The following is a 25,981-nucleotide window of genomic DNA, read 5'->3' as shown; positions in this document are numbered from 1 at the left end:
TAATTATTAATCTATTAAAAATTGGTCTTACTACGGGCTGTAAAAAGGTGTAAATCTGCCTAAATTAAGGTATTGAACAAATATACAATTTAATTGGATTGTGTTCTTAAGGAAAATAAGTTCACCCCGCAGCTTAGTCGATGGAAAAGCAACAAAAAACTCAGAATATCTCACTTTGAATTAAGATGAAGGCTTCAATAATCTTTTGCTCCCTTCTTGCCAGAACCGTAATCCAATAAACAAGACTGAAATAAAAACTGTCGCTAAAATGGCAAGACCAAGGTTATCGTTCAAGAAAAAAAACAATAGACAATTGATCGTTAACTGAAGCAGGAAATACAAGGAAGATACTTTTAAATGCGGCCACTTTTTCTCGTTTGCAAGAAACTGATAATAATGGCTGCGATGCGGCTGCATAATATTTTCTTTCCTGATTAAGCGAAAAATAATGGTGGTTGCAGTATCCAGGCCATACACGAGCAGCAGTAAAATATAGCTTAGATTTGATGTGGCCAGCATCAACCTGCCGATTAGGAATACCAACATAAAGGCAATACTCACACTGCCTACATCACCGGCAAAACATTTCGCCCTTGTTCTAAAATTAAAAAAATTAAATATCAGCAAAGCCATTGCTATCACAATTAAAAGCGAAGGATCTGCAAATGAAATGACATACGTATTGATGTAGTATAAACTTATCACAGTCAGCAAACTATAAGATCCGGTGAGGCCGTTAATACCATCCATAAAATTATAAGCATTAATGATGGCCACTATCAGCACAAAGACTATTAAAATGCCATACACAGGGATGATCTTAAAAAATTGCAAGGCAAATCCCAACATTAAAACAGCTGTAAACTGAAATAACATTCTAATTTTGCTATCCAGGGTAAGGATATCATCCAAAAAACTAATCAGACTGATAATCAATAAACCGATCAAAAACCATGGGGCCTCAAAGCCAAAAAAAATGAATTGAAACAGGCAGGCAATTGGAAAAATAATCCCTCCCCCCCGAACAGTGACTAAACTATGGGAACTTCTATTATTTGGTATATCTAGAATCTGATATTTATTTGCTAGCTTAAAATAAACAAGCATGGAGAGCACCAGACCGATAAAAACAATCAAGTAATTATAATAAATGGACATTAAAATGATTAAAATGACCTCAAAGATAAATTTATTACGCTAGGTATTAAAAAATAGAACCTGATTATTTATAGGGTATACATTTGCCCTACCATAATAAGCACAATAAGATTCTTGTAGTTTAAGGGAACCCGGGCTAATCTTTCTTCCTTAGGAAATTCTTGTATAGCCATAGAACAACTGGCAAAGGCAATAATCTGACGACAGGCTTGGCTAAGATCGCTTTAGACAATTCCCAATGACTGATATATTTTAATTGATTGGCATAAAGGAGAAAACTGATTTCCTTTTTCAGATAATGCCAGCCCCTCCTGCGTTTTATATTTTCACGTCTATTTCCAATTCTAAAATAAATGAGATTATCCTGAATATTATAAAATTCATTGCCCTTTAGGAGCATTCTGATATACAGCATATAGTCCTCAAAAAGCAGAATGTCTCCTTGATAATTTCCAGCTTCAATAACTGCCTGTTTTCTGAAAACAATAGAGGGGTGATTGAGTGGATTTCGATGCTTAGCATAGCGGAGTAAAGGTATCCCGCATTCTGGAAGCTGCTTATAGATCTTTAAATCGCCTGGAACGATATCAAACTCCTCAACATTTGATCCCACAACTGAAATTGATTCATGAGTCCTGAGAAAATCGATCTGTTTTTCAAACCGGTTATAAAGGGCAATATCATCCGAATCCATTCTGGCAACGAGCTCATATTTACAGTTAAGAACGCCAGTCTTTAAAGCGTTCCCTAGACCCTGATTAACAGGAAGTCTGATCACTTTAAATAAAGAAGGGTGCAAGGAAGTAAAATGGCTCACCACAGTTTCGAGTTCAACGCTTACCGGACCATCGATCACCAGCACAATTTCAGAAGGGGGAAGAGACTGATCGATAATGCTGGCCAGTGCCTTATTAAAATGGCCAGGCTGCTCTTTATGATAAACGGATATCAATACACTAAACTGCATTAGGGTTGTTGTATTAATTTTTTAATTAGATTTTTCCATTCTTCGCCGACCTGGCTAAGCTGATAATGATAGCTGGTTTCCTTCCCCTTAAGGCCCAATCGACTCCTTAACTCATGGAACTCAATTAACATCAAAATTTTCTCTGCCAGTTGCCTTGCATTTCCAGCCTGGACCAGGCTCCCATTTTTGTTATCGATAATCAGTTCATTCACTCCACTTATATTAAAACTCACGCAGCATATGCCTTGACTCATCGCCTCTAACAATACAAGGGGAAAGCCTTCAAATCTGGATGAAAGTACGAAAATAGCAGCGCCTTTAAGCGCTTCGCTCACGTTACTAGTCTCTCCAGGCAGCGAAACAACTTGGTCAAGCTGGGCTTTTTTCGTCCGTAGAGTTAACTCATCCCTGCATTCCCCTTCCCCATAAATGATCAATTTCCAATTTGGATACAGTTCATTGACCAGCTTAAAAGAATTAATCAAAGTATCAAAACCTTTCTGGTATGTCAACCTGCCTATTGCCATAATAGTCCGATCAGCATCACAGGTATGCTGATCTGGAATCTTTTCAATAAAATTAGGTATGCGATAAACTCTAGGCAGGAAATTATTATAATAAAGATAATCTGATTTAGTAAGTACGACCAGGGCATTTAGTTTTTTGAATAACAACCTTCTTAAAAAACCATGTATGGGATTAACCGCATCATGATTTACATGTTCACAACCAACTTTAATTGTGTTTTTGGTTTTAGTTAAGCTTAAACTTGCAGATAGGTATCCGCCTTCCGCAAATACGATGTTAAAATGATGATTAGCTAGAAATTCATTTAAGGGTTCGATGAGTTGGTAATACCAATGGAGTTTGCTTAAACCCTTACTTGGGTATGCCCTCATATTTAATGAACTTATTTCTACAAGATCATGGATCTGATAAAAGGAAACTCCAACAAATGGTAGACAGTTTAAAATGGTGACCTGATATCCGGATTCCTGCAGGTAAGAGCTTAACTGTGCTACGATCTTTTGTACACCACCGGCTGTGCTGATCTGGGGAATGATGAAAAGCAGTTTCATAATCTGCTGCCCTCTCTTAAAAACAGATCCAAGTGCAACTTGGCGGAGCACATCCAATCTGAGAATTTGCTGACTTGCTTATCTTGCCGGATTTTAAGCAAAGCCAGGTCGTCATTGCCTAAGTTGAGTAATGCTTGTTTAACTTCTTCATAGTCATCAGGATTTACCAATACTCCAGCGTCCCCTACCACCTCCGGCAAAGCATCACGATCTGATGAAATGATTGGGATGTTAAACTGCATCGCCTCTAAGATGGGTAATCCAAATCCTTCATGATGGGATAAAAATAAAAAGGCTGAAGCATTGGAATACAGGGAAGCTTTTTCTTCCTCTGTTATCATTCCAGTAAATATGATATATTCATTGCCATGCTTTTCAATAAGATCTGCATCTGTTACCCCACTTATTACCAAAACTTTACCAATGCTTCCAGATTTAAATAGGTTAATGTAAGCGGGTAGATTCTTATGTTTTGAACTACCAGTCAAGGTATAGATATAATCCTTAGCCTGCAGCTTTAATTTTTTTAAAATGTGAGTTTCCTTGCTGTGCACTAATGGATGGATATGATTATAGATTTGTGTGGATCCGCTTTTTAATTGTTTAAAAATCTGCGCTTCGGTATACTTGGAAATGGATATGATGCGATTAATTCTTGTTAGACCCCACTTCAATGAGAAGCCCCTGTATTGATCTGCAACTAAACTTTTCAATGAATTAAAATTTTGTAAATCAGATAAGGCAAATTTACGATTTAATGAAACCAAATCATGTATGGTCAAAATCAGTTTGATGTTCTTTTTTAAAAATAAAGGACCTGAATTTGATGGATACCACAATAGATCGAGGCGATCTATCTTAGCCTGACGGGGAAGGTAGAATTGCTCGAACAGGATCAGGCTCTGACAATTAATTACAACAATTTTGAAGTTGGAAGGAAGTTCAACGGCTATTTGATGATCGACATATAGATAGTATGTGTTGATTTTGTCCAAGATGGCCAATTGAAGAATAACACTTTTTAGATAGTAACCTATTCCCCTTACGCTACTTATAGCAGATCTGTAATCCACACCTATTCTCATTTCTGCAATTGTTTAAATAAAGAGACCCATAATCTCAAAATATGGCCAGACTGATATTCCCTGGAGGTAAGTCTTCCCCCTTTAGATATTTTTTCTCTTAAAGGCAAGTTATTGATCAAAGATAGAATTGCTTCCCCGAGTTTATCAATATCCCCAGAAGGACTAACCAATAAGCCATTTTCTTTATTAGAGATGATGTTCCTGGGCCCATGATCACAGTCAAAAGCGATGCATGGAACCCCGCACTCCATGGCCTCTATCAGCACCATACCAAAACCTTCTCTTCTAGAGGGAAGAACGTAAATTGATGAGGATAGATAGACCTGTTTAATATCAGCAGTGTTGCCTATCAAATGAATTCGTGAAGTCAATCCTGCCTCCTGAATTTGCCTGATTAAGGAGATACCTTTACTTCCTGAACCTATTATCTTCAAATTCCAGTCCGTTTGGCTTGCAATTTTTTTAAACGATGAGATCAAAAGGTCGAATCCTTTTTCATACTCCAATGCGCCAACTGAAATGATCGTTTGCTGGGTTAAATCTGTCACCTTTTCTGTTACGAAGGATAATATGTTTGGTATAACTGCAACTTTAGGAAAGTGTACCAAGTAAGATTTCTCATCGCTTTTGGTGAGGCAGACGACTGCATCCATAAATATGAAAAACGTCTTTCTAATAAGTCTCCACTTTAGGCTTGCCGCCTCATAATTAGAATGCTCCCAGGCAATGTATTTGCTCTTTTTATCTCTAAAACTCAAAACGCCTAACAGAGATGAACAATAAGTGCCCACACCAATCCATATATCCGAATCCAATTTCTTTATCAGCGATGCAAATCCCTTTATTTCTCTGTATTTCGATTTGACTTTACTTATATCGGGCGCTGAAATGGTATTGATATAATGTTGCTCTATGCGTGGGTCAACATAAAAGAATGGGGTCTTATTTTGATTATAAAGCGAAACTATATGTACCTGATGGCTAGCCTGCAAGGCGTTAGCCAGTAAAGCAGTAGCGCGTTCACCCCCACGGGTCAGGGAAATATCACTAATCAGAAAACTAATTTTCATTCGCAAACATTTGATAGAATATTCAACCAGGTTCACCTAGCCATAAGCAATCCCTAAAGTCCTCAGTGTCTTAATTTAAGCTTGAAGTAATTGGTTAATATAATTTTTTTAAAATTACTGATTAAATTATGCTTTCGCTGAACAGCCAAAGTTTCTTTCGCAGCAATAAAAGAAGAAGAAATCCCGCCTGACCTAAAGCTGGCTATCGGTTGGGCTAAAAAGAAAAAAGTAAACCCTTGTTCCAAAACCCTGAGCATGAAATCATAATCACCAGCTGCCTTGTATTGTGTATCAAAAATTAGCTTATCATAAACTCGTCTACGAAGAAAACAGGTCGGATGTTCTATCATTCCTTTTCTTAAAAACCCAAAGTGGTGACCAATCACTTTTGTTAAATTTCCTCCAGTATCAACGCATTTTAAAAGACCATGAAATACGTCATAACTGGGATTTTTATGATAGGCATCAACTATCAGTTTAACAGCATTTGGCTCATACCAGTCATCACTATTCAGTATCCCGATCAATTCCCCAGAAACCAATGCAATCCCTTTGTTCATGGCATGATAAATCCCGTTATCTGACTCAGATATAACGATGATTTTATCTTTATACTTCTCAACAATCTCGAGCGTACCGTCGGTTGATTGATTGTCTATTATAATATATTCAATATTATCATAGCTTTGGGCCAATACACTTTGTATCGCTTTCTCAATATAGGCCACTCCATTGTAAACTACGGTTATAACAGAAACTTTAGTAGGCTGCATAATCTGTTTTTTTTCGTCTCATCAAAGTATAGAACACATCCATTAAAAATTCATTCTTATAGATGAGTGCTATGAGAATAATTCCATGAAGTGTGCCGAAAAACATTGATAAATAAAAACTGGAGTAAAATAGGGACAGACCGGCACAAATCATCGGAAACAAAATACTAACCAAGTAAATGATTGAATCTTTGGAATTAAAAAATGCAAATGAAGCAGATAAAGTTGATTCAAAGCTTAAAATCAGATAGACAGAAGGGATTGCCATGGCTAGCGCGGTAGGAAAAAGCACCAATAGCATGCTTGGAGCTTGCCCCAGCAAAACAAATAGTAAAATGTTGAGGCCAGTGGAAAGAGCCTGCGCAATTAAAAGAAATGATAGCTGCCCCTTAGCCAACCTGATAGCATAAGCGGGCGTGGACAACACATTAAACATATAACCGAACACCAGATACCCCAGCATCAGCTGAAATTCGAAGATGTTAATCTTGTGAAAAAAATAACCTAAAGAGAAGCTGGCGCTAATAAGTACTCCAAAAAGTATGCTACAAAGTAACATGGCACCCCTGAAAGACTTCTGATAGATGGATGAAATGGTGTCGGTTTCTTTGAGGCTTTTAGTAACAAAAGGCACAATAACCTGTATGGCATTTACCATTAATGTTCTCAACTGACCAACAACCCGATTGACTAAATCAAATGTACCCACCGCGCTTAGTCCGAAATACCGGTTTAAAAAATATTTTGTCGCCGGTTCAAATAAAATATTGAGAATAGATATATATTGAAACTTACTTCCATAGGTATAAAAAATACGGAGATGATGTAAGCTTATCATCCGGTAGTGAAATTTAAAAGAATTGACACGTACCAATGCTATGGCTGAAAATACAAACACTAAAAATGACTGCAGTAACTGCGCTATAAATAGTCCCTTTAGTTGATACCCATGGATAAGCAAGACTGCACTCACACAAAAGAAAATAGATGATACCATTAAAATTTTGTTCTTAAGCGGTATTTTTTGTAATCCGTCAAGCGCCGATAAGAAGACCGAACTTAGGAAATTTATAAAAAAACAGCATAGCGCTAAATAAAAAAGATGAATAAGCTCGAGAGTTAGTCTAGTCTCACCGAGCATCAGATGCAATAGTCTTTTATCAAATATCAGGGCGAGTATTGTAAGGATGGCTGCCAATAAAAAATTAAAAAATAAGCCATTAGCCACTAATTGGTTAACCTGGTTGGATTGACCACTGGTTTGATAGGTAGGAATATACTTAATCAAAGAGCCGGCAACCCCTGTCCCTAAAAATGAAATCACCATCGGAAGTGCAGTAATTATTGACCAAAGGCCGAGCTGTTCACGCCCCAGCTTGGAAATGACTATCACATATATACCGATATATGCAATAGCGGCCACAATGATTTGTAAAACAGAAAAAAAACCGCTTTTAACGATCGCATTTTTATTTGTATTCAAATTACTTCATTTTAATGTTGATTTGCCTGCCGAATAAGAATCAATTTTGCTAAAATTAAATATTTTTGTTCAAATCCTGTCTCATCAAGCTTAAGGCTTATAGACACTACAGATGCTGGGCGAGTTTGATCTGGCAAATTAATTTTATCTCAAGAAGCTAAAATCACACTAGCCCCCACAAAAAAGTTAAACTTTAAGACTATAGATGATTGTAGAAATTTGGCGTTTCCATTCCATCTTTAAGCTTGAGATATGCATTTAATATAGGAACATAAAAATATCCCTTCTTTTTTTCATAAACCTTGTCCCATTTGAGATTAAAAAAATCCTGATTTGACTTGGCGTATTTGACATTAACCAGATCCACATCTTTACCGTAAGAATACTTTTTAGGGAGTTCTACCACATTAAATATTTCCCTGATTTTAAAATCTGTTAAAGGTAGCTTAGCCATTGAAAGCCTTGCCTCATAGTCTTCATCTTCATTCCCAATTGCAGGGAATCTCTCATCAAACCAACCCACCCTGCGCAAAACGGATTTAGAAATCAAATAGTGGCTCCAACTTCGGTTAATTAATGCAATTTCCGACCCTAATATTTTGCTTGCGTGAAATGCTTTGGCGAACCAAGGCGATAACTTGAGATCATCATTTAGCATTAGAACTTTTTCAGCATCCGCATTGATGACACATAAGTTCCATAGTTTGGATAAACTTTGGGGCCGCTCGAAAGTGACGAGTTTTACGTTTGGATATTGGTCTAAAAAGGCTTTCGCTTTTTTAATGTATCGGTGTTGCTCTTCCAGCTCATAGTGCCCGTTAAGCAGTACAACTAGTTGCGTATCAGGAAAGCAATAATGGAGTTGCTTTATCAAGGGCTTGAAATAAGATTCAAACCTGTTGATGTAGGTTGTTATCCCAATAGAAAAGCTAGATTGCCGCTCTAGCTGGCTTGTAGGTTTATTTAGAAAATACCAAGAGAAAGAAATTAATTTCCAGTAGAAATGATAAGCAATCAACTTAAGTGGTTTATAAATCATTTTCATTCTATCTCAAACTTATCAAGCACCTTCTCTGGATTCCAACCAAGAGTCTTTCGAGCTTTTGAATCATCAAAAGTTAAAGTTGAAGATAGCTTTTCAAATTTATATGCATTCACCGGAGAAATAAATTTAAGTTTATTGGCCAAAATTTTCACCAACCGGTAAAGCCACTTAGGTAAACTCCTCGGCCTTCTTTTTCCCAGTTGATCTGCGATCAAATCAGCTATTTCTTGGAATGATGGATGATAACCATCGGTAAGATTATATGTTCCTCCTACCTGTAAACTTGACGGAATCATCCGGGCGACATCAGCCGCCATTACAATACTTTTTCTAACTACCTCTTTTGTAATGTTAAAATAGTAACCTTGTTTAATACCATCGATCATTAATTTTAAATTACCTGGAGGATTTTTCCCTGCTAATAAAGGTAGCCTTAAAATTAAACAGGATATATGCCTTTCTTCGCACCAATTACGTATCAGCTGTTCAGCTTTTATTTTACTCCGGCCGTATGGGTATTTCGATAATAGTGGCGCATCTTCACTAACTGACAGCCCTTCATTTAGACCATAAACAGAAACAGAACTCAGAAAAACAAAGCTTTTAGGTAACCTTGGTGCCTGTTCTAATGCCTTTAACAGATTCTCAGTGCCCTTTACATTAACCTCATAAAAAGCTGCCTCTTCTTCTACTGTTCTGGGGAAACTGTGCGCCTTTCCTGCGCAATGAACGACCACTTCAAACTCATCTTTTAAACTAGGTATACCAACCGAAATATCAAAGCTATAATGATTATGCTCGCTAATACCCAGGCTATGTACATCATAGTTCTGTGCAGTTAAAGATTCACTGATATGTTTTCCCAAATAACCATTACCTCCTGTGATTAGACATTTCGATATTTGGCTTGTTTGGTTTAACTTCGTCATGCTATACTTAATTATGAGATACTTTCTGAAAGTCGTGTTGCTTTTCTTATCTATGATTTTGTAGAGACCTGGCCGTTTCCAGGAGCCCGTCCCTAGCTGCTAATGGCAAATTGACTTTAAGCACACTGGTAATTTTTTGATTGCTAACTACATAATTCTCTGTTAATTTCCCCAATCGTTCTGAATTCAAAGGTAATTTCAGAATACTGCCAAGCCTTGCAATTGCCGAAATTATTTGTTTTGGAAGCTTTAGAAATGAGGGCTTCTTACCCATTGATTTCGCTAAAATCCCAACGACCTCTACAGTAGATAACGCGTCGTCATCCGCGACATTGTATATCCCAGAGGGGATTTTATGCTGATGAATAATTTCATTGATAACAAAACAAAGATTTGTAACTGTTAAAAATGACCGCCTGTTCTCAAAGGCAACCAGTGGATAAGGTATACCTTTTTTTACAAACTGATACAACAAATTCAGATTCCCCTTATTTCCAGCACCATGGATCATTGATGGTCTAAGAATATAGAAGCTTTTGCCTGGCGGTAGTAGTTGTGCTTGTATATAGGCTTCAGCCATCAATTTTGATTTCCCATAATCCGTAATGGGAGATGGGATTACATCTTCCTGCAATATACCATCTACACTATCGGCCGCAGCTTTAACAGAGCTAATAAAAATAAATTTTTTAGCATCGGATTTTAAAAATGCGTCATATAGTTTTTTAGTTAACTCAAAATTCACAGTATAATATTCACTCGAATCTGACGTCTGCTTTAAATCATGAGCTTTACCAGCTAAATGAACGATCGCCTGAATATCCTTCGAAAATATAAAATCACCGGACATGTCCTGACGTCCTAAAGCGTAAGTTTTCACATCCTTCTTATTCAAGAAAGGAACTAAATTCTGGCCGACAAACCCAGTTGCCCCGGTAACACTAACATTCATTTTTTATTCTTTACAATGGCACAAAATTGGCTTAGGTAGCTAAAAAACAATAAGAGCCAAACTTCAGACCATTCTTTAAAGATTCATTATTGTATTTTTCCCAACGCTAATCTGAAAGTACTTACTAAAGAAAATAGAGAATTAATAACTATACAGGTCTCTATTAGCTCAATTGGCGCCAAATGATTCAAAGGTACACATCACTACCAGTAATTTAAGGATATTTTTTGGATTTATTTAACGATTTTATGACCCATATGGAATTTTACAGACGAATATATAATTTCATTTCCATCGGTATCCCTCAATAAAAACTTATAATTTTCAGAAGAAAATTTGGTTACTAAAGAGTGATATTACTAGTGAAAATCTTAGGCATTCGAGGAATTAATTATGGCGTATGATGTCTTCATTCAATGTTAACGCCCTTTTATAGAGCTAAAAATTTTCGCGTGGAGAAGATCATGAATTTGTTTTTGGAGTGCTCAGACCGCATGATAGGGGATTGTTGATACCGTTAGATGCCCAGCATTGAAAAAATTCAACGCTGTGGAAGAAGACATCTGTCCGAAAACTAAGAAAAAGGCTAAAACTTTGTAAGATAATACGGGAGATTCACCGAGTAAAGAGGCTGGCACCAGCAAAAGTATTAAAGGAGAATAAAGCTAAATCTTAATAACAACTTGATATCCTAAAATTCTGTTAAAAAAAGATAAGTAAAGAAATCGAAGACTTGCAAAAAAATAAACTAGCACATTGATAACTAGCAGCATTGGATTCCAGGCGGTTTAGATCATTTGGGATGGTTACCCCTAAAAGCCAAACTTTTGAGATAGAAACAATGTGACGATGATTACTCTTTGTCCGATGAAATCCATACATACCGGTTTGTAACGCATTTAGGGCACCAGTATACCCTAATAGGTAAAAGTCCAAAGAAGATTTTAAATAATTTAGCCCGTGGAACCTGATAGTGAAATGTGCTGCCACATTTTCTGCATTTGTAGTCCTGATAGCTCATAAATATTTGGTCATAATAATTGTAATAGAAATCCTCATCAAAGAATAAGCCAAAGTATGCATTATCACCATTTGGTGTAGGGTTTATTTACAAAGCAGTCTAAAGATGGGATTAACATATAGCCGCAACACACTCGCAACCTATTGTTTACGCAGAAAGAAGAGAAATTTATTAAGCAGCCATAAAATTATTTCCTGATTGATTTTTCCCATATCACTGATTGCCTACCCATGAAAAACCTCCAGCCTCCCGCAAGGATTGCATAGTTCATTAGACAAAAATAATAGGGAACAAACAAAATTTTAAATCTCACTTTTTTGTGCTCCATCCACATACCGATGATAGCCAACAGGTAGAATAGACCCTGAAGAAAAAATAACAAAAGATAAAAATTCTCACTACCTGCTATAATAAGATAAAGATTAACAAAGAAAGCAAGTAGTAAGGCCAATGGGGTGATTGTCCACCTCAAGACTCTATGACTAATATACTGAAAGGTCAATAAGGGATCTTGAAAAGGAATCAATAAAGATCCTAACCAGATAATAGACTGAAATCCACCAGCAGCTATCCTCACCTTCCTTTTGAGTTCTTCAGATATATTTGCTGAAGAGGTTTCTTGTGCATAGGCCTTTGGCTCGTACTTGATTTGGCAACCCTTTGCAGTAATCCCCATGGATATCATAAAATCATCGAGTATACTATTCTTGGGAACAGGTGAGTATAAAGAAGTCCTGATACTGAAAAGTTCCCCAGCAGCACCCACAACGGAATGAAGCTCAGAATCCAATGACTTCAATTTCGATTCATATTTCCAATAAATGCCTTCTCCTGCTGTGGCATCAGCATGTTGGTCGACAAAGATTTTTTTCTCACCAGCGACACCTCCAACATTACTATCGGCATAATGCTTACATAGCTGAATTAAAGAATCCTCATGAAGATAGGTATTAGCATCTGTAAAGACTACTACAGAAGTTTTAACATGCTCCATCGCACGATGGACGGCCGCAATCTTTCCACTTCTTTGTGAAGAGTGCAATAAGGTGATCTGAGCATATTGCCCTACCATAAATGGGGTTTGATCGGTTGAACCATCCGTTACAAAAATAAGTTCTAATCTTCCAGATGGATATTTGAGCTTTAAGGTATCCTTGATTTTTTCAACTATAAAATCCTCCTCATTATAAGCTGCGACAATCAATGTACAGCTGGGCAACTGATCATAAGCGTATTCAAGCCTGGGTTTCTTGAAAAATATTCGCTTGATCTTAACCATTATAAAAATCACTATACCGTAGCCGATATAGGTGTAAAAAATAATAACTAAGCAAATTATTAAGATAGCGTGCATATGAGTTAAGATTGAGTAGAAAGCATCTTACTACTGTGCGTAAAATTCCATCCAATGGCTCGGAGCATGGCTCGGATTTTATCAAAACGGCCTTTCAAAAGATATTCCAATAAATTTCGTGGAAACACAACAAAAGCAAAATATAGAGAAAACAGACAAAAATGCATCAAACCGGTATGTCTTCTCATCACTAAAATTCTGTTACGGGTCATGTAATAATTCTTTAGCGCACTATCTGTGCCCACAGAAATAGATTCTTTATGAAAAATCTTGACGTGACTATTCACCCTTATCTTATATCCATTTTCGCGAAACCGCAAACACCAGTCAAATTCCTCATAGTAGAGAAAGAAGCCCTCCTCCATCAATCCTACTTTATCTATTGCTACTCTGGAAACCATCATTGCCGCTCCATGTGCAAATGCAGTAGCATAGATTTGGTTATCAAACTGCCCCTTATCTATTTCGTATTGCCCAATACACTTATTTCTCGCAGTGATGGGGTGCAGTTCAGTGTATCCCAAATATTGGATAAGCTCCTTTTGGTCGAAGTAATTTATCTTCGGGCATACTATACCTGTGTCAGGAAAATCTTCAAAAGTAATAAGTAACTTCTCGATTAGTCCAATGGTGAATTCGGTATCATTATTAACCAGGAAAACAAAATCACCATTAGACGCCTGGATCCCGAGGTTATTACCACCGGCAAAACCAAGATTTATTTCTGAGCTTAAAAAAATCACCTCAGGATACTTAGCAGTCCATCTGTCAGTTGGATTCACTTTACTTCCATTATCCACTATGATAATCTCTAAGTTTGGATAGGTATTGGTTTCAAATATTGATTGGAGAAGAGCCTCAGTGACCAAAGGTTGGTTATAGTTCACGCTGATGATGGAAACCTTTTTTTCTGTCCCTGCCTGACTTTTGATAACATTCTTTTCTCTCAATTTTTTAACGTATTTCATGTATTATCAGACTAAGCTGCTGCAGCAGCTAACACCTCAGTAGTAACCTAAACGAACTCCAGATCTGTTTTGCTATAAATTTGCTGTAAACTTATGTTAAAATAATAAGCAAATATTGAGGAAATATAGACAAAATTTCAAAAGTTCCATGACTAAAAGTTTCAATAACACTTCTAAGTATAAGATTTGAATTTAAACATACAAACCTTGAAAAATTAAGTGTACAAAGTACACTAAGAGGCCTTGTTTTTCAATATTTCTTGTACCTTTGTAGCTCAAGGGGTGAGAGCCTTGTATCAATCTAAAGATTGAGAGCGTTAATTAAGAGGGTTACATCAGGAGTGTTGTAACCCTCTATTTTTCAATAAACATTTATTACGCATACAACAACCATAGTAGCACTATATGCGCTTTACACATTATCGTATTTCATCCTAAAAAAGGCTAGATCCAGAAAGAATGCTAAGCGCAACATAACGGACACTCAAAAACTCACTCAGCACCCAGTTATCCCCGTTTGAATTTTTTGGCTATATGGAGATCATAGTTATATTTAACTTGCCGATATACCAACCGCACTAGAGACATTATCCAATTGTTACTCTGTTTCCAATCGGATCTCTGCACCGTACTTGGTTCAGCGGAAGAGTTTTCTTGGATGAATAAGCTCTTATAGTCGTCGAAAAAAATCGCCTTTCCCTTATTTTGAATAAAGGATAAACACATTTGGTACTCGGTTTTATCTGACTTGATTCCTTCAGTATACTTCCCAAAACGCTCAAAAAAATTGTGCCTTCGCAAGTGTGGGTGATCGCTATAATTATATATTTTATTTTTATCCAGAAAATATGGTTTGTAGACCATCTTCGAATACCCATTTTTATAGGGGCTCAAATAGGGATATGGAGCGTAGGCATAAAAGCGTGCGATATCAATATCTTTCTCTTCCTCTAATATCGTAACTGCATCTAGAAAATGACCTAAAAATTGGTCTGTTGGTATGAAATCTTCCTGAACATATAGGGTATATGGGCTATTCACTGCCGACTGCCCTTTATTCAAATTATTACCTAATCCCTTGTTTACAGGTGTTGAGACCAAGGTGAACCCATACTTTCTCTTCAGTTCCAGAAGTTTTTGAGAATGCACCTTATTGCTAGCATCATCGGAAACTATGATTTCATAGAAAGTTATATTTAGTGTTTCAAAAGATGTCAATAGCCGCTCTAGTGAGCTAGTTCTATTATAGTGAGTGATTAATAGTGCTATAGTACTAAAGTGGTGCCCTGTATTCATCAAAAACTTTTAACTTATATTTAACAATTGAAGATATCCAATGATATTCTGCTAAACTAACAATAAAAAACTATTGTTACATTCGATAAACCAACGCTAGAATAATTAACTTAGGATCTTGGTTTTTTTTTCAAATATACCGCAGCAGATAGATAAAAGAATGAACTCTCTTGAAGAAAAAATGAATGGTAAACGCATCCTTTTTATTGGCGTCAAATTTTATCACTATACCGAAGAAGTCATAAAGAAAATGGAATCATTTGGTGCAGAAGTGACCTTTTTCTATGAAAGGGACATCTCACTGAAGTACGCACTCGCCAAAAATTTCTACCCGAAATACGCCAATAAGATTCAGGATAGACATTACATGGAAGTTATCAGAAAGATTGGACCGCTCACTTTCGACTATTTGTTTGTAATAGGCGGCTACAAGATGGAAGAATGGTTTGTAAAAACCCTAAAAGAAAGATTACCTGATCTTAAAACCATCCTTTATCAGTGGGACAGCATTTATAACTGGGAATGCGACTATCGCCACATGATCCCATGGTTTGATGTGACCAAAACCTTTGACTATAAGGATTCGGAAACGCTTCATCTGGAAAACCTGCCTACTTTTCACACCGATGAATTTAAAGTAGTCTCCACAGAAATTCCAAAGTTTGATCTTTTTTTTGTTGGCGGATATTCTCACGTAAGATATGAATTCGTAAAAAAATTGATCCGTTACTGCAAAACACATAAAATTACACTCAAAGTCCATCTTGCCATCAGCATCAAGTTTTTTTTAAAAGAAAAACTATCTGGCAAAGCGCTCGATGCCAGTATACTCTCCTTTAGTAAACTGGATCAAGAGGAATACTACAGATTATTTAATCAGGCCAATATTATCATAGACTACACCAATCCGTCCCAGACAGGAATCACCACCCGATCTCTCGACGCACTAGGTGCCGGCAAAAAACTGTTAACCACAAATGAATATATTGTTCGTGAGCCAGGGTTTAACTCCGAGCAGATCAATATATTCGACCCACATGAAATCCATATTGATAAAGATTTCCTGACACTAAAAACCTTTCCTCATCAAAATTATTCTATTGAAAGGTGGCTAGATGCGGTGTTCGATTAGCCTACCTTTTTAACAGGATACATTAAATAGTCCTTATGAAACTTGAGGGTCTTATATTGCAAATAGACCCCTCGCATAGCACGGATAAACAGATTCTGACTTAGCCGCCAATCTTTTCTAAATGAAGCGGTACTTGGCTCTTGTAAATTATTGAGCTGGAGAAAAAGCGAACTTATTTCAGGATAAAAAATACCTTTTCCGCCGTTTTTCAGAAAGGCCAGACACATATTGTATTCGGTCATATCCATATTGATTCCTTCCTTGTAGCGGCCAAACTTCTCAAAGAAATTACGCCGTCTTAAATGTGGGTGATCGCTATAGACATAAAACTTCAAGTATCCGGGATAATAGAGTTTGAAATCCATCAGGCGGTATCCCTTTTCGAAAGGTTTACTGTAAGGATACCGGACATAGCCATAAAAGCGGGCAATATCCAAATCATCATGGTTATCCATAAGAGATAATGCATCGATAAAATGTTCAGCAAATGATTCAGTTGGCACGAAATCCTCCTGTATATACAGGGTATAGTCTTTAGTTGCCAAATCCTGCCCTTTGTTTATATTGTTGCCCAGCCCCCTATTTATTGGCGTTGTAACAAGCTTGAAACCATATTCACTTTCCATCTGCTGTAATTTGGAAAGGTGCTCTGGCTTGCTACAATCGTCAGAAACAATTATCTCCCCAAAAGCAATGTCCAGTTCCAGAAGCTTGTTTAGTAATCTTAATAAAGAGGATGATCTGTTGTAATGGGTAATCAACAAAGAAACATTCTCGAAATTATTTTTTGACATATTGATTGATGATTTTGGAAATAACTATTTATTGATTTCTGAAAAAATGTTCTAGCGGTTAACTATATATTAATTATCAGCTTTTAGCGTACCCCGACCAATTCTAAAAAAGTAATGCAGTTTACAAAGCCTGATCATTGTGTATACCAATTAAACAATCCTATCATCTTTTCAGGATCACGCGCTTTAGTCTTTTGATTGTTCCAGTAAGGACACCACCGTCCATTTGAATTCTACGGTCAGTAGTCCATACCATGGCTTTTGGATTTTTAACTAAATTTAATCGGCCAAAACCTGAATTTCTTAGCTTAACCGCCAGCCAGCCGTCCTCATTTGTCCCTTCTGGGTGATCAAAACCATCAACCTCTAAGCCCTGAAGACGCCTGAATCCCGAGTTAAATCCATATACATTGACGGCCTCATCTTTAATCTTCTTATTGATCCACCTCGAGAATTCGGCCAGATATTCATAAAAAAAATAAAAAGTACGCCCTGTGGAAGTAGTGGGAATATGTGCAAATCTTCCATAAGTCAGCGCCACAGATGAATCCTCCAGTGGCTTGATCATAAGTTCAATCCAATCCTTGGGGTATATACTGTCCGCATCTGCATTGAGTACATATCTACCCTTGGCAACAGATAGCCCCAAATTCCGGGTAACAGTTATACCCTGTATAGGCTGAAACACACAGATAACGCCACATGCTTTAGCCAGTTCAGCGGTCCGATCAATCGAATTATTATCCACCACGATAATCTCTATTGACCGTCGCGTAAGATTTGAACACAATGAATACAAAGTGGGAACAATGTTCTGCTCTTCGTTATAGGCAGGAATAACGATACTCACTTCGGGCTCATTGCCCGATATCCTGGCATATTCCATCAAAGTAGATGCGATCATTTGTTCCTCAGATAAGCTTTTATCGATAATGCTGGATATTGCGGCTGGAATTTTTAGGGGTCGCATCAAATCAATTTTATACCGTAAAGTTATAAAATATACCCTATATTTATCCTTAACTACGTATTTAACTTTTGCATGTTAAACAAACTTTTCCTAAAATCCTTAAGTCTCTTTATTACAATAAGATATCCGAAAGCGCCTAAAGCCTACCGCTATTTTTATCGTGATACTTACATCTGCCAGCTTCGGCAATTGAAGTATATCATCAAAGATTACATTATTAAAAAGCCTTATAAAAGCATCAGTTTTAGTGGAGAATTTACCCCTGATCTAGCCTTTGCATTGCCATTTGCATACTGGCACTATAAAAATGGAACGCTACTCCATACAGAGGGCGCGAAATACACCCAGGAGCTATACTTTTTTTCACCAGACCATTCCGAAGTTTACCCTACAAGAACAACTGAAGGCAACTATAATTTCGAAACCCCGAGAATTCTCTATAGTCAGGATTACAACATGTCCAAATGGATTCCCGTTCCCCTGAAGGAGACCTATAGAAATCTCATTTATACTTTTGATAAACCAATACTAATTGTTGCCAACCGCTACAATATGGAATGGGACGGACCACCGGTAAGCTTTCTAAGTATAGAATATTTAGAAAAGATTTTCCTTCAATATCAGGATAAATATCAGATCATCTACAATAGACCTAGGCCTGAGAATATCACCAATGACAACAGTGATATTTACGACCTTAATGAATACGACTGGATTGAGCAACAGTTTCCCAAGGTGATCCTAATGGAAAACCTTTTTAAAGAAAACAAGGCCAAAGCCAAAAACTTCAATCATCTTCAAATGATGGTTTACGCAAATAGCGATCACTTCTTATCCACACATGGAGGAACCGGGGCGCTGGCCAGTTATTTTGGAGGTACAAATATTATCCTTTCTAAAAAAGGAGGGGAGCATCATTTCCACTGCTTTAGCAAACTGTACCCTAAGTTATCAGGTGCGAATGTATTGCATGCCCGCACCGAGCAAGAGGCAATGGATTTTTTACAAAAACATTTTTAATAAATGAGTAAACACAAAGACCAATACTGGCTCAGGTCTGGAATTATCAACGTTCTGCAGAACTTTTCAAGCACGCTGTTTGGGATGTTGATGTTTATTCTCTTAGTCCGGTTGCTTAACAAAAACGATTATGGCGTTTGGGGTATCTATGGTCAGACAGTAATTATTTTAGAGATCGTGCGAAGTGGTTTGATCCAAAACGCGCTCATTAAGTTCATGGCAGGCTCAGACCCTAAAGATCATTCGAGCATCTTTTCCGCCTCAGTGGTCATCAGCGGTGGAATGACATTAATCTGTATCATATTGAATTATGCATTCGCGCCTTATATTGCAGGGCTTTTAAAGGCACCACAATTGGAATCCATGCTTTACATGTATAATTTTGTGTTCCTGTTTTCAGGCGTGCTGACCTTATTCAACTGCATTGAACAGGCCCATCTGAAGTACAATGGCATTTTTGTAAGCGGATTACTAAGACAGGCGGTTCCCTGCCTTTTTGTTTGCATTGTATTTTTTTTCAAAATAGACATTGGCCTGATGAGCCTGGTCTATGTTCAGATCTTGGCAGTAATTATAAGTGTCATTACCTCATGGTTTTACGTCAAAAAGTTTATTCACTTTAGTTTTGTATTCAGCAAAGAATGGATCACCAAGATATTCAACTATGGAAAATATGCATTTGCAACTTCCCTTAGCTCTATACTTTCGGGAACGATCGATCAATGGATGTTAAGCGGAATGATATCCCCTGCCGCATCCGGTTCTTTTAATATTGCGGTCCGGGTCACCAATTTGATCGATATCCCAACTAATGCTGTTGCAACGATCGTCTTTCCCCAAAGTGCAAAAAGAATTGAAACAGAAGGAAAGCCGGCAATCAAGTATCTCTATGAGAAATCAGTGGGGACAATCCTGGCCATGGTCATTCCGGTAATCATATTCATATACATATTCGATACTTATATCATCAATTTGCTTGCTGGCGCGAAATATGCGGACACCGTTCCCATTCTTAATATCACACTGCTTTACTGTGTTTTGGGGCCTTTTGGCAGGCAATTTGGGGTCATTATCGATTCTATTGGGAAAACCCGCATCACTTTTATTATCGTTATTGTAAATACAATCGTAATTTTAGTGCTCAATTATTTCTTAATCAGGCGCTACGGAACAATCGGAGCCGCATATGCCACCCTGGCTGCAAATATCTTTGGATTTACCATCGCGCAGATTGTTCTATACAAGGAACTTCGCGTGAATCCGCTGAATGCGTTTGTATATGCCTATAAGTTTTATCCGGAATTCATCAGAAAATATATCCTAAAAAAGCACTAACATGATCGGAGTGAAATTTATCGGGAGATTGGGCAATCAAATATTCCAATATGCTTTCTTTCAGTATCTGAAAACAAACAATCCAGCAAAAACGTTTTTTTTTGTTAATCCCCATCATGGCTATCTAACAAAGTATTTTGATCTGGATACATTTCAAAGTCTGACTTTAGCTTCAAAGGCCTATTCCCTTTATGCAAGGTCATTACCTAAATTATTTACCTTTAAAGAGCATTACATAGAGAGCATACAGGTTCCCAAGGATGTCCAAGTTAAAGACTGGACGATTTACAAAGGTTTTTTCCAGACCGATTTTTTTGTGAAACGTATTCGAGGCGATTTTAATATTAAAATCAAAAAAGAGTTTACAGACAGATTCCATGCTAGTTTCGGTGAAATATTCACCAACCATAAAACCCTTACCGTACACATCAGGCGTACCGATTACCTTAAATATGGCAAAAGAGACATTTCTCTTCCAATCGAGTATTTCAAAGAGAGGCTTGATGCCATAGAGAATATTGACCAATACAAAGTTTTCTTTGTAAGCGATGACATCGAATACGTAAAAGCGTTTTTCAAAGAAAAGCCAAATTATATCTATTCGAACAATGATGAGATAACAGACTTTCAAATCATACAACATTCTGATATCGCTATTATCTCCAATAGCAGTTTTGCCTGGTGGGCAGCATACCTCTCTGCGAAAAAAAATACCGTATATGGACCGAAAAACTGGTTAGGGTTCCGGATTGGTAAAGAACACCCTAAGCGGGTAATGACTGATCGTTTTACTTGGTGCGAGGTTTTATCATGAGAGTACTACACATCACCGCATATATCACTGGAGGAGCTGGAATCGCGGTCAAAAGGCTGCATGAGGCCCTTTTAGAAAAGGGGATAGATTCAAAGATTCTTTGCCTTTTTGCATTGCATGAAAATCTCACGCCGGAGATCTACCAAATACATCAAACCAGAAGTTTTACCAGCCGGGTACTTAGCAAACTCAAATTAGATAAAAACAGTAGGCTGACTAAAGGTCTCCAGGGCGATTATGAAGCTTTCACATTCCCATATTCTCCTTATCAGGTTCATTTGCATCCTTTGGTTAGTCAGGCGGATATTATTCACTTGCACTGGATTGCTGATTTTGTAGACATCCCGTCCTTTTTCTCGGCGGTGAAAAAACCTATGGTCTGGACAGCACATGACCTTAACCCTATTTTAGGAGGATTCCATTATGAACAAGACGCGATACGTAACCCTTCTTTTTCAAGCGCAGAGGAAAGCTTAAAAAGGGATAAGCACAGCGCTATCAAAGCATCAGGTATTCATTTTATTGGCAGTAGCCAGTTGACAGTAGATAAAATTAAGGCGTATTTACCTGCAGTCGCCTCCACCAAAATCCCCTGTATACTTGATACGGTGAATTTCATACCCATTGATAAACAGATTGCAAAAAAGGCGCTGAATATCAATGATCGCGTAATTCTGCTTGGAACCGGTGCGGACGATTTAGGCAACTACCGAAAAGGTTACTGGCTCCTGCAGAAAGCGATTGAGAAGTTAACTGAAGCGGAAAAAAAACGGGTTAAAATTATATCATTTGGTGCCTCTAAATCAAATCAAGGGGGTAGTGGTAATCCGGAACATTTAAGGTTTCAACCTATACATGATAAACGAATTCATTCACTTGTTTATTCTGCAATGGATTATTTTATCATTCCCTCCACTGAGGAAACCTTTGGGCTCACCGGCACAGAGGCGCTACTCTGCAACACTCCACTAATTTCCTCAAGAACCGGCGGAATGATTGACTACATCACTGAGGGGAAAAATGGCTTTCTTTTTGATCCAATGGATGCAGATAGGTTAGTGGAAAAGATTAAAATGGCAATCACCGCTTATGATCAGTCCCCTACCGCTGATGCGAGGAGCTCCATTTTGGAATGGTATAAAAAAGAAGCGCCACTAGAGAAACATATAGCGCTTTATGAAAATATTTTATCTGGAAATGACTAACATGAGAAAATAAATTACCAACTCCAACAACATTGCTGATTTTTTCAGTAAAATATCGGATCTTGGGGTAATGTTCAAAAAATAAAAATCAGAATATTAAAAATGGCTAGAAAAAGAGTTTTAATAACCGGTGCAGCCGGATTTTTAGGATCACACTTATGCGACCGCTTCATAAAGGAAGATTTCCATGTGATTGGGATGGACAACTTAATTACTGGCGACATTGCCAATATTGAACATCTCTTCAAGTTAGAGAATTTCGAGTTCTACAACCATGATGTCTCCAAGTTCGTGCACATACCCGGTCAATTGGATTACATCCTTCATTTTGCCTCACCAGCGAGCCCGATCGATTATCTTAAAATCCCAATACAGACCCTCAAAGTAGGATCTTTAGGTACTCATAATCTTCTTGGCCTTGCAAAAAACAAAAATGCCAGGATGCTGATTGCTTCCACATCGGAAGTCTACGGTGATCCAAACGTCAATCCTCAACCAGAGGAATATTGGGGGAATGTAAACCCTGTTGGACCCAGAGGGGTTTATGATGAAGCCAAACGTTTTCAGGAAGCGATCACCATGGCCTACCATACCTTTCATGATGTAGAAACCCGCATTGTTAGGATTTTTAATACCTATGGCCCAAGAATGCGTCTCAATGACGGACGTGTTTTACCTGCATTTATTGGCCAGGCACTAAGGGGTGAGGACTTAACGGTTTTTGGTGATGGAAGCCAAACACGTTCATTCTGTTATGTGGATGATCTGATTGAGGGGATTTACAGACTTCTTATGAGTGATTACGCGCAGCCAGTTAATGTGGGGAACCCAGATGAGATCACTATTAAAGAGTTTTGTGAGGAGATTATTAAGCTTACCGGAACTTCACAAAAAATTGTATACAAGGATCTCCCGCAAGATGACCCTAAACAAAGAAGGCCAGATATCACCAAAGCAAAAGCGATCTTGCAATGGGAGCCTAAAGTTGGACGCGCCGAGGGATTGAAAATTACCTACGAGTATTTCAAGTCGTTACCACAAGAGGCCTTGGAGAAGATCGAGCACAAGGATTTTACAACTTACAACCGTTAATATGGCAAAAATATTAGTAACCGGAGGAACAGGGTATATTGGTTCCCACACGGTATTGGAACTTGACAAAGCCGGCTATGAGGTAATCATAGTGGATAACCTTTCCAACTCCGATATCAAAATCCTCACACAACTCCATGCCATTTCAGGGAAATGGTTTGAGTTTGTACAAATGGATCTTCAGGATGAGCATGCAGTTCAGCAATTTGCAGAGGAAAATAGAGATATAACTGGAATTATTCATTTCGCAGCATACAAAGCAGTGGGTGAATCGGTAGAGAAGCCGTTAAAATATTATAAGAATAATTTTTACTCTCTAATCAATCTTTTGGTCTCATTCAATAACAGAATGGACTTTGTTTTCTCCTCATCATGCACCGTCTATGGGCAGCCTGATCACCTGCCAGTAACAGAGTCCGCGCCTGTTAAAAAGGCAGAATCTCCATATGGCAATACCAAACAGATTGCTGAAGAGATTTTAAGTGAAACCACTGCAGTTAACGCTGAGTTAAGCGTCATCGCACTACGGTACTTCAATCCCGTAGGCGCCCACGAAACGGCGCTGATCGGCGAACTGCCTAACGGAGTTCCAGCTAATCTCATACCCTTCATCACTCAGTCTGCCATAGGGAAGCGGGGGCCGATTACGGTTTATGGAAATGATTATCAAACGCCAGATGGCTCCGCTATCAGGGATTATATTCACGTAGTTGATCTGGCAAAGGCACATGTTAAGGCACTCAAACGCCTGGAAGAAAAAAAAGCTGATCGCAATTATGAAGTATTCAATATCGGAACAGGAAAAGGAACATCGGTATTGGAAATCATTGCTGCATTTGAGGAGGTGACGGGAGAAAAGCTTGATTACAAGATCGGGCCAAGAAGAGCAGGCGACGTGATGCAGGTATACGGTGATGTTCAAAAGTCAAATGAAGATTTAGGCTGGAGAGCAGAACTTGATATTAAGGAAATGATGCGTTCGGCCTGGGAGTGGGAAAAATACATTAAAGCCAACCCATTCTAGTTGATCGAAATACAGCAGCTGGCGAAAATAATTTATTATTAATAACTGAATGATAGGATAGATTCCTATCATTCAGTTATTGAGTTATCGATACCTTGACTAAAAGTAATGCTAATAGATAAGTTTAAAAACAAAAAAAACAGTTCTGAATTTACCTGCATCAGAAAAAGATATATTAGCCTTTAATTTAGACTTTAGCAGTCAGCTTCGATTGATAAAAATCATACAATAGCGATCCAAGTTGCTGAATCCGCGTTTCCCATGTATTTTCAGCAGCGATTTTGAGTCTTGCCTTTTTAGCATCCTTATGATCATGGGCTATAAAAAAATCAAGTGCATCGCCAAACCTTTTTACCTCATTTGCATAAACTACAGCATCGCCAGTAAATTCAGCTAGATCCGGGTTAAATTCAGTAGCAACCACAGGCTTACCTGCGCCAAGATACTCGAAAAGCTTCAATGGAAAAATGGTCTTACTCACATCATCCTCCTTGAATGGAATAATCGCCACATCAAACCCTTTGATTACCGCAGGCATATCCTGATAATCAAGTCTGCCTGTAAAAAAAACATTCTTAGGATCTTTAAAACCTGCAGGTACGAACTCTTCTGATACCGGCCCGACGAACACAAAGCTTTTTTCACCATGTAGCTTAATCAGCTTGGTCAACAATGGAAAATCCATTCTTCTTTCGATATGCCCAAAATAGCCAATGATGGGATGAGGAATATTGTCCAGTGCGGAATGTACAGCCAAGTTTTCATCGAGAGTCTTTGCGCTGTGGCTAAGGTCCGCAGCATTGGCTATAAAGAAAGTGTTGTCATTGAGCAATAACTTTTCTCTGTAGAGTTGTTTACTGGTGCACACCACAAGATCAGAAGTTCTGGCCAAAATCACTTCCGAGACTTCACCGTGCCTTTTATCATAATCAATAATCAGTGGATCCACACATTGATAAACACTTAAGGTAGCGCCTATTCTGCTTGCGATGGTCGGATAATGAAAGTTAAATGAATTAATGAAAATGAAATCTGATACCTTTCTTGACTTCAGCAAGCGGCTGATTTTTGAGGCAATCCGGCGCTCATTCCATTTTAAAAAAAATCTATATAACTTCCCCTCGGGCAAAAAATTCAACGATAGCACAGGTGAGGGAATCATTACTTTGAGCCGGTCCACCGAAGTATCAATCAACTGGATATTGTGCTCAGAGAAATGCGCCTTACGCCGGTCGTGCCCGGGAGTACCTTTCTCTTTTAAACAATCTTTAAAAGTATATGGGTAATCCACATATATTACATCATTATCTTTGGCCAGAAATTTTGCTGTTGTAAAACTTGTGGATTCATAGATACCGTCGAATTTTGCAGCGCCAAGAATAACTATAGTGGTATTTTTTAATTTCATTTTTTCC

At 37.9% G+C, this 25,981-nt stretch carries 23 protein-coding genes; 7 read left to right on the top strand and 16 right to left on the bottom strand.

The annotated features are described in order from the left end of the window. Positions 1 to 180 precede the first annotated feature (180 nt). The 13 genes from AC3ITD_RS20645 to AC3ITD_RS20585 form a co-directional block, all read right to left on the bottom strand. Positions 181 to 1,158, bottom strand: coding sequence for an MraY family glycosyltransferase (locus AC3ITD_RS20645; protein ID WP_489362582.1), 978 nt, complete (start codon positions 1,156 to 1,158; stop codon positions 181 to 183). A 136-nt stretch (positions 1,159 to 1,294) separates the two neighbouring features. Continuing rightward, positions 1,295 to 2,125 (bottom strand): glycosyltransferase, encoded by an 831-nt coding sequence (locus tag AC3ITD_RS20640; RefSeq protein ID WP_489362581.1) that lies wholly within the window; start codon positions 2,123 to 2,125, stop codon positions 1,295 to 1,297. Next, positions 2,125 to 3,204 carry a glycosyltransferase family 4 protein gene (locus tag AC3ITD_RS20635; RefSeq protein WP_489362580.1) on the bottom strand — a complete coding sequence of 360 codons (1,080 nt, stop codon included), beginning with the start codon at positions 3,202 to 3,204 and terminating at the stop codon, positions 2,125 to 2,127. The genes AC3ITD_RS20640 and AC3ITD_RS20635 overlap by 1 nt, the downstream gene beginning before the upstream one ends. Then, positions 3,201 to 4,289: a glycosyltransferase family 4 protein gene (locus tag AC3ITD_RS20630; RefSeq protein WP_489362579.1), complete on the bottom strand. Its 1,089-nt coding sequence runs from the start codon at positions 4,287 to 4,289 to the stop codon at positions 3,201 to 3,203. The genes AC3ITD_RS20635 and AC3ITD_RS20630 overlap by 4 nt, the downstream gene beginning before the upstream one ends. Beyond that, positions 4,286 to 5,359, bottom strand: coding sequence for a glycosyltransferase family 4 protein (locus AC3ITD_RS20625; RefSeq protein WP_489362578.1), 1,074 nt, complete (start codon positions 5,357 to 5,359; stop codon positions 4,286 to 4,288). Before AC3ITD_RS20625 ends, AC3ITD_RS20630 begins: the two co-directional genes overlap by 4 nt. Positions 5,360 to 5,421: 62 nt before the next feature. Beyond that, positions 5,422 to 6,132 (bottom strand): glycosyltransferase family 2 protein, encoded by a 711-nt coding sequence (locus AC3ITD_RS20620; RefSeq protein ID WP_489362577.1) that lies wholly within the window; start codon positions 6,130 to 6,132, stop codon positions 5,422 to 5,424. Further along, a complete protein-coding gene (locus tag AC3ITD_RS20615; RefSeq protein ID WP_489362576.1) occupies positions 6,119 to 7,615 on the bottom strand; it encodes an MATE family efflux transporter in 1,497 nt (498 codons plus the stop codon). Before AC3ITD_RS20615 ends, AC3ITD_RS20620 begins: the two co-directional genes overlap by 14 nt. A gap of 199 nt (positions 7,616 to 7,814) precedes the next feature. Next, positions 7,815 to 8,660, bottom strand: a complete 846-nt coding sequence (locus AC3ITD_RS20610; RefSeq protein WP_489362575.1) for a glycosyltransferase family 2 protein — start codon at positions 8,658 to 8,660, stop codon at positions 7,815 to 7,817. Further along, positions 8,657 to 9,589, bottom strand: coding sequence for an NAD-dependent epimerase/dehydratase family protein (locus AC3ITD_RS20605; RefSeq protein WP_489362574.1), 933 nt, complete (start codon positions 9,587 to 9,589; stop codon positions 8,657 to 8,659). The genes AC3ITD_RS20610 and AC3ITD_RS20605 overlap by 4 nt, the downstream gene beginning before the upstream one ends. A gap of 46 nt (positions 9,590 to 9,635) precedes the next feature. Beyond that, the gene (locus AC3ITD_RS20600) at positions 9,636 to 10,541 is read right to left on the bottom strand and encodes an NAD-dependent epimerase/dehydratase family protein (RefSeq protein ID WP_489362573.1); all 906 of its coding nucleotides are present in this window, start codon (positions 10,539 to 10,541) and stop codon (positions 9,636 to 9,638) included. 1,208 nt (positions 10,542 to 11,749) lie between these two features. Then, positions 11,750 to 12,841 (bottom strand): glycosyltransferase family 2 protein, encoded by a 1,092-nt coding sequence (locus AC3ITD_RS20595; RefSeq protein ID WP_489362572.1) that lies wholly within the window; start codon positions 12,839 to 12,841, stop codon positions 11,750 to 11,752. 80 nt (positions 12,842 to 12,921) lie between these two features. Continuing rightward, positions 12,922 to 13,884, bottom strand: coding sequence for a glycosyltransferase family 2 protein (locus tag AC3ITD_RS20590; RefSeq protein WP_489362571.1), 963 nt, complete (start codon positions 13,882 to 13,884; stop codon positions 12,922 to 12,924). A gap of 507 nt (positions 13,885 to 14,391) precedes the next feature. Then, the gene (locus tag AC3ITD_RS20585; protein WP_489362570.1) at positions 14,392 to 15,180 is read right to left on the bottom strand and encodes a glycosyltransferase; all 789 of its coding nucleotides are present in this window, start codon (positions 15,178 to 15,180) and stop codon (positions 14,392 to 14,394) included. A gap of 160 nt (positions 15,181 to 15,340) precedes the next feature. Here AC3ITD_RS20585 and AC3ITD_RS20580 point away from each other — a divergent pair, with 160 nt between their 5' ends. Continuing rightward, the gene (locus AC3ITD_RS20580) at positions 15,341 to 16,312 is read left to right on the top strand and encodes a WaaS/CpsH family glycosyltransferase (RefSeq protein WP_489362569.1); all 972 of its coding nucleotides are present in this window, start codon (positions 15,341 to 15,343) and stop codon (positions 16,310 to 16,312) included. Here AC3ITD_RS20580 and AC3ITD_RS20575 read toward each other — a convergent pair. Beyond that, on the bottom strand, positions 16,309 to 17,106 hold the full coding sequence (locus AC3ITD_RS20575) for a glycosyltransferase family 2 protein (RefSeq protein WP_489362568.1): 798 nt from the start codon (positions 17,104 to 17,106) through the stop codon (positions 16,309 to 16,311). The two genes, AC3ITD_RS20580 and AC3ITD_RS20575, sit on opposite strands and share 4 nt — an antisense overlap. A gap of 163 nt (positions 17,107 to 17,269) precedes the next feature. Continuing rightward, complete coding sequence (locus tag AC3ITD_RS20570; RefSeq protein WP_489362567.1) at positions 17,270 to 18,076, bottom strand: glycosyltransferase family 2 protein; 807 nt, start codon at positions 18,074 to 18,076, stop codon at positions 17,270 to 17,272. Positions 18,077 to 18,148: 72 nt separating this feature from the next. Between AC3ITD_RS20570 and AC3ITD_RS20565 the strand changes: the two genes are divergently transcribed. The 6 genes from AC3ITD_RS20565 to galE all read left to right on the top strand — a co-directional run bounded on the left by AC3ITD_RS20565 (position 18,149) and on the right by galE (position 24,566). Continuing rightward, the gene (locus AC3ITD_RS20565) at positions 18,149 to 19,096 is read left to right on the top strand and encodes a hypothetical protein (RefSeq protein ID WP_489362566.1); all 948 of its coding nucleotides are present in this window, start codon (positions 18,149 to 18,151) and stop codon (positions 19,094 to 19,096) included. A 3-nt stretch (positions 19,097 to 19,099) separates the two neighbouring features. Beyond that, positions 19,100 to 20,431: a flippase gene (locus tag AC3ITD_RS20560; protein WP_489362565.1), complete on the top strand. Its 1,332-nt coding sequence runs from the start codon at positions 19,100 to 19,102 to the stop codon at positions 20,429 to 20,431. Between the two features lies 1 nt (position 20,432). After that, positions 20,433 to 21,245, top strand: a complete 813-nt coding sequence (locus tag AC3ITD_RS20555; protein ID WP_489362564.1) for an alpha-1,2-fucosyltransferase — start codon at positions 20,433 to 20,435, stop codon at positions 21,243 to 21,245. Then, on the top strand, positions 21,227 to 22,450 hold the full coding sequence (locus tag AC3ITD_RS20550) for a glycosyltransferase (protein ID WP_489366714.1): 1,224 nt from the start codon (positions 21,227 to 21,229) through the stop codon (positions 22,448 to 22,450). Before AC3ITD_RS20555 ends, AC3ITD_RS20550 begins: the two co-directional genes overlap by 19 nt. Positions 22,451 to 22,552: 102 nt before the next feature. Then, positions 22,553 to 23,542, top strand: coding sequence for a UDP-glucuronic acid decarboxylase family protein (locus AC3ITD_RS20545; protein WP_265797474.1), 990 nt, complete (start codon positions 22,553 to 22,555; stop codon positions 23,540 to 23,542). A 1-nt stretch (position 23,543) separates the two neighbouring features. Then, positions 23,544 to 24,566, top strand: coding sequence for a UDP-glucose 4-epimerase GalE (gene galE, locus AC3ITD_RS20540; protein ID WP_489362563.1), 1,023 nt, complete (start codon positions 23,544 to 23,546; stop codon positions 24,564 to 24,566). A 187-nt stretch (positions 24,567 to 24,753) separates the two neighbouring features. Here the strand turns inward: galE and AC3ITD_RS20535 are convergent, their stop codons facing one another. Continuing rightward, a complete protein-coding gene (locus tag AC3ITD_RS20535; RefSeq protein ID WP_489362562.1) occupies positions 24,754 to 25,974 on the bottom strand; it encodes a glycosyltransferase family protein in 1,221 nt (406 codons plus the stop codon). Positions 25,975 to 25,981: the final 7 nt, after the last annotated feature.

This window comes from Pedobacter sp. KH_004, from assembly GCF_057840755.1.
This window is presented reverse-complemented; position numbering and strand designations above follow the sequence as displayed.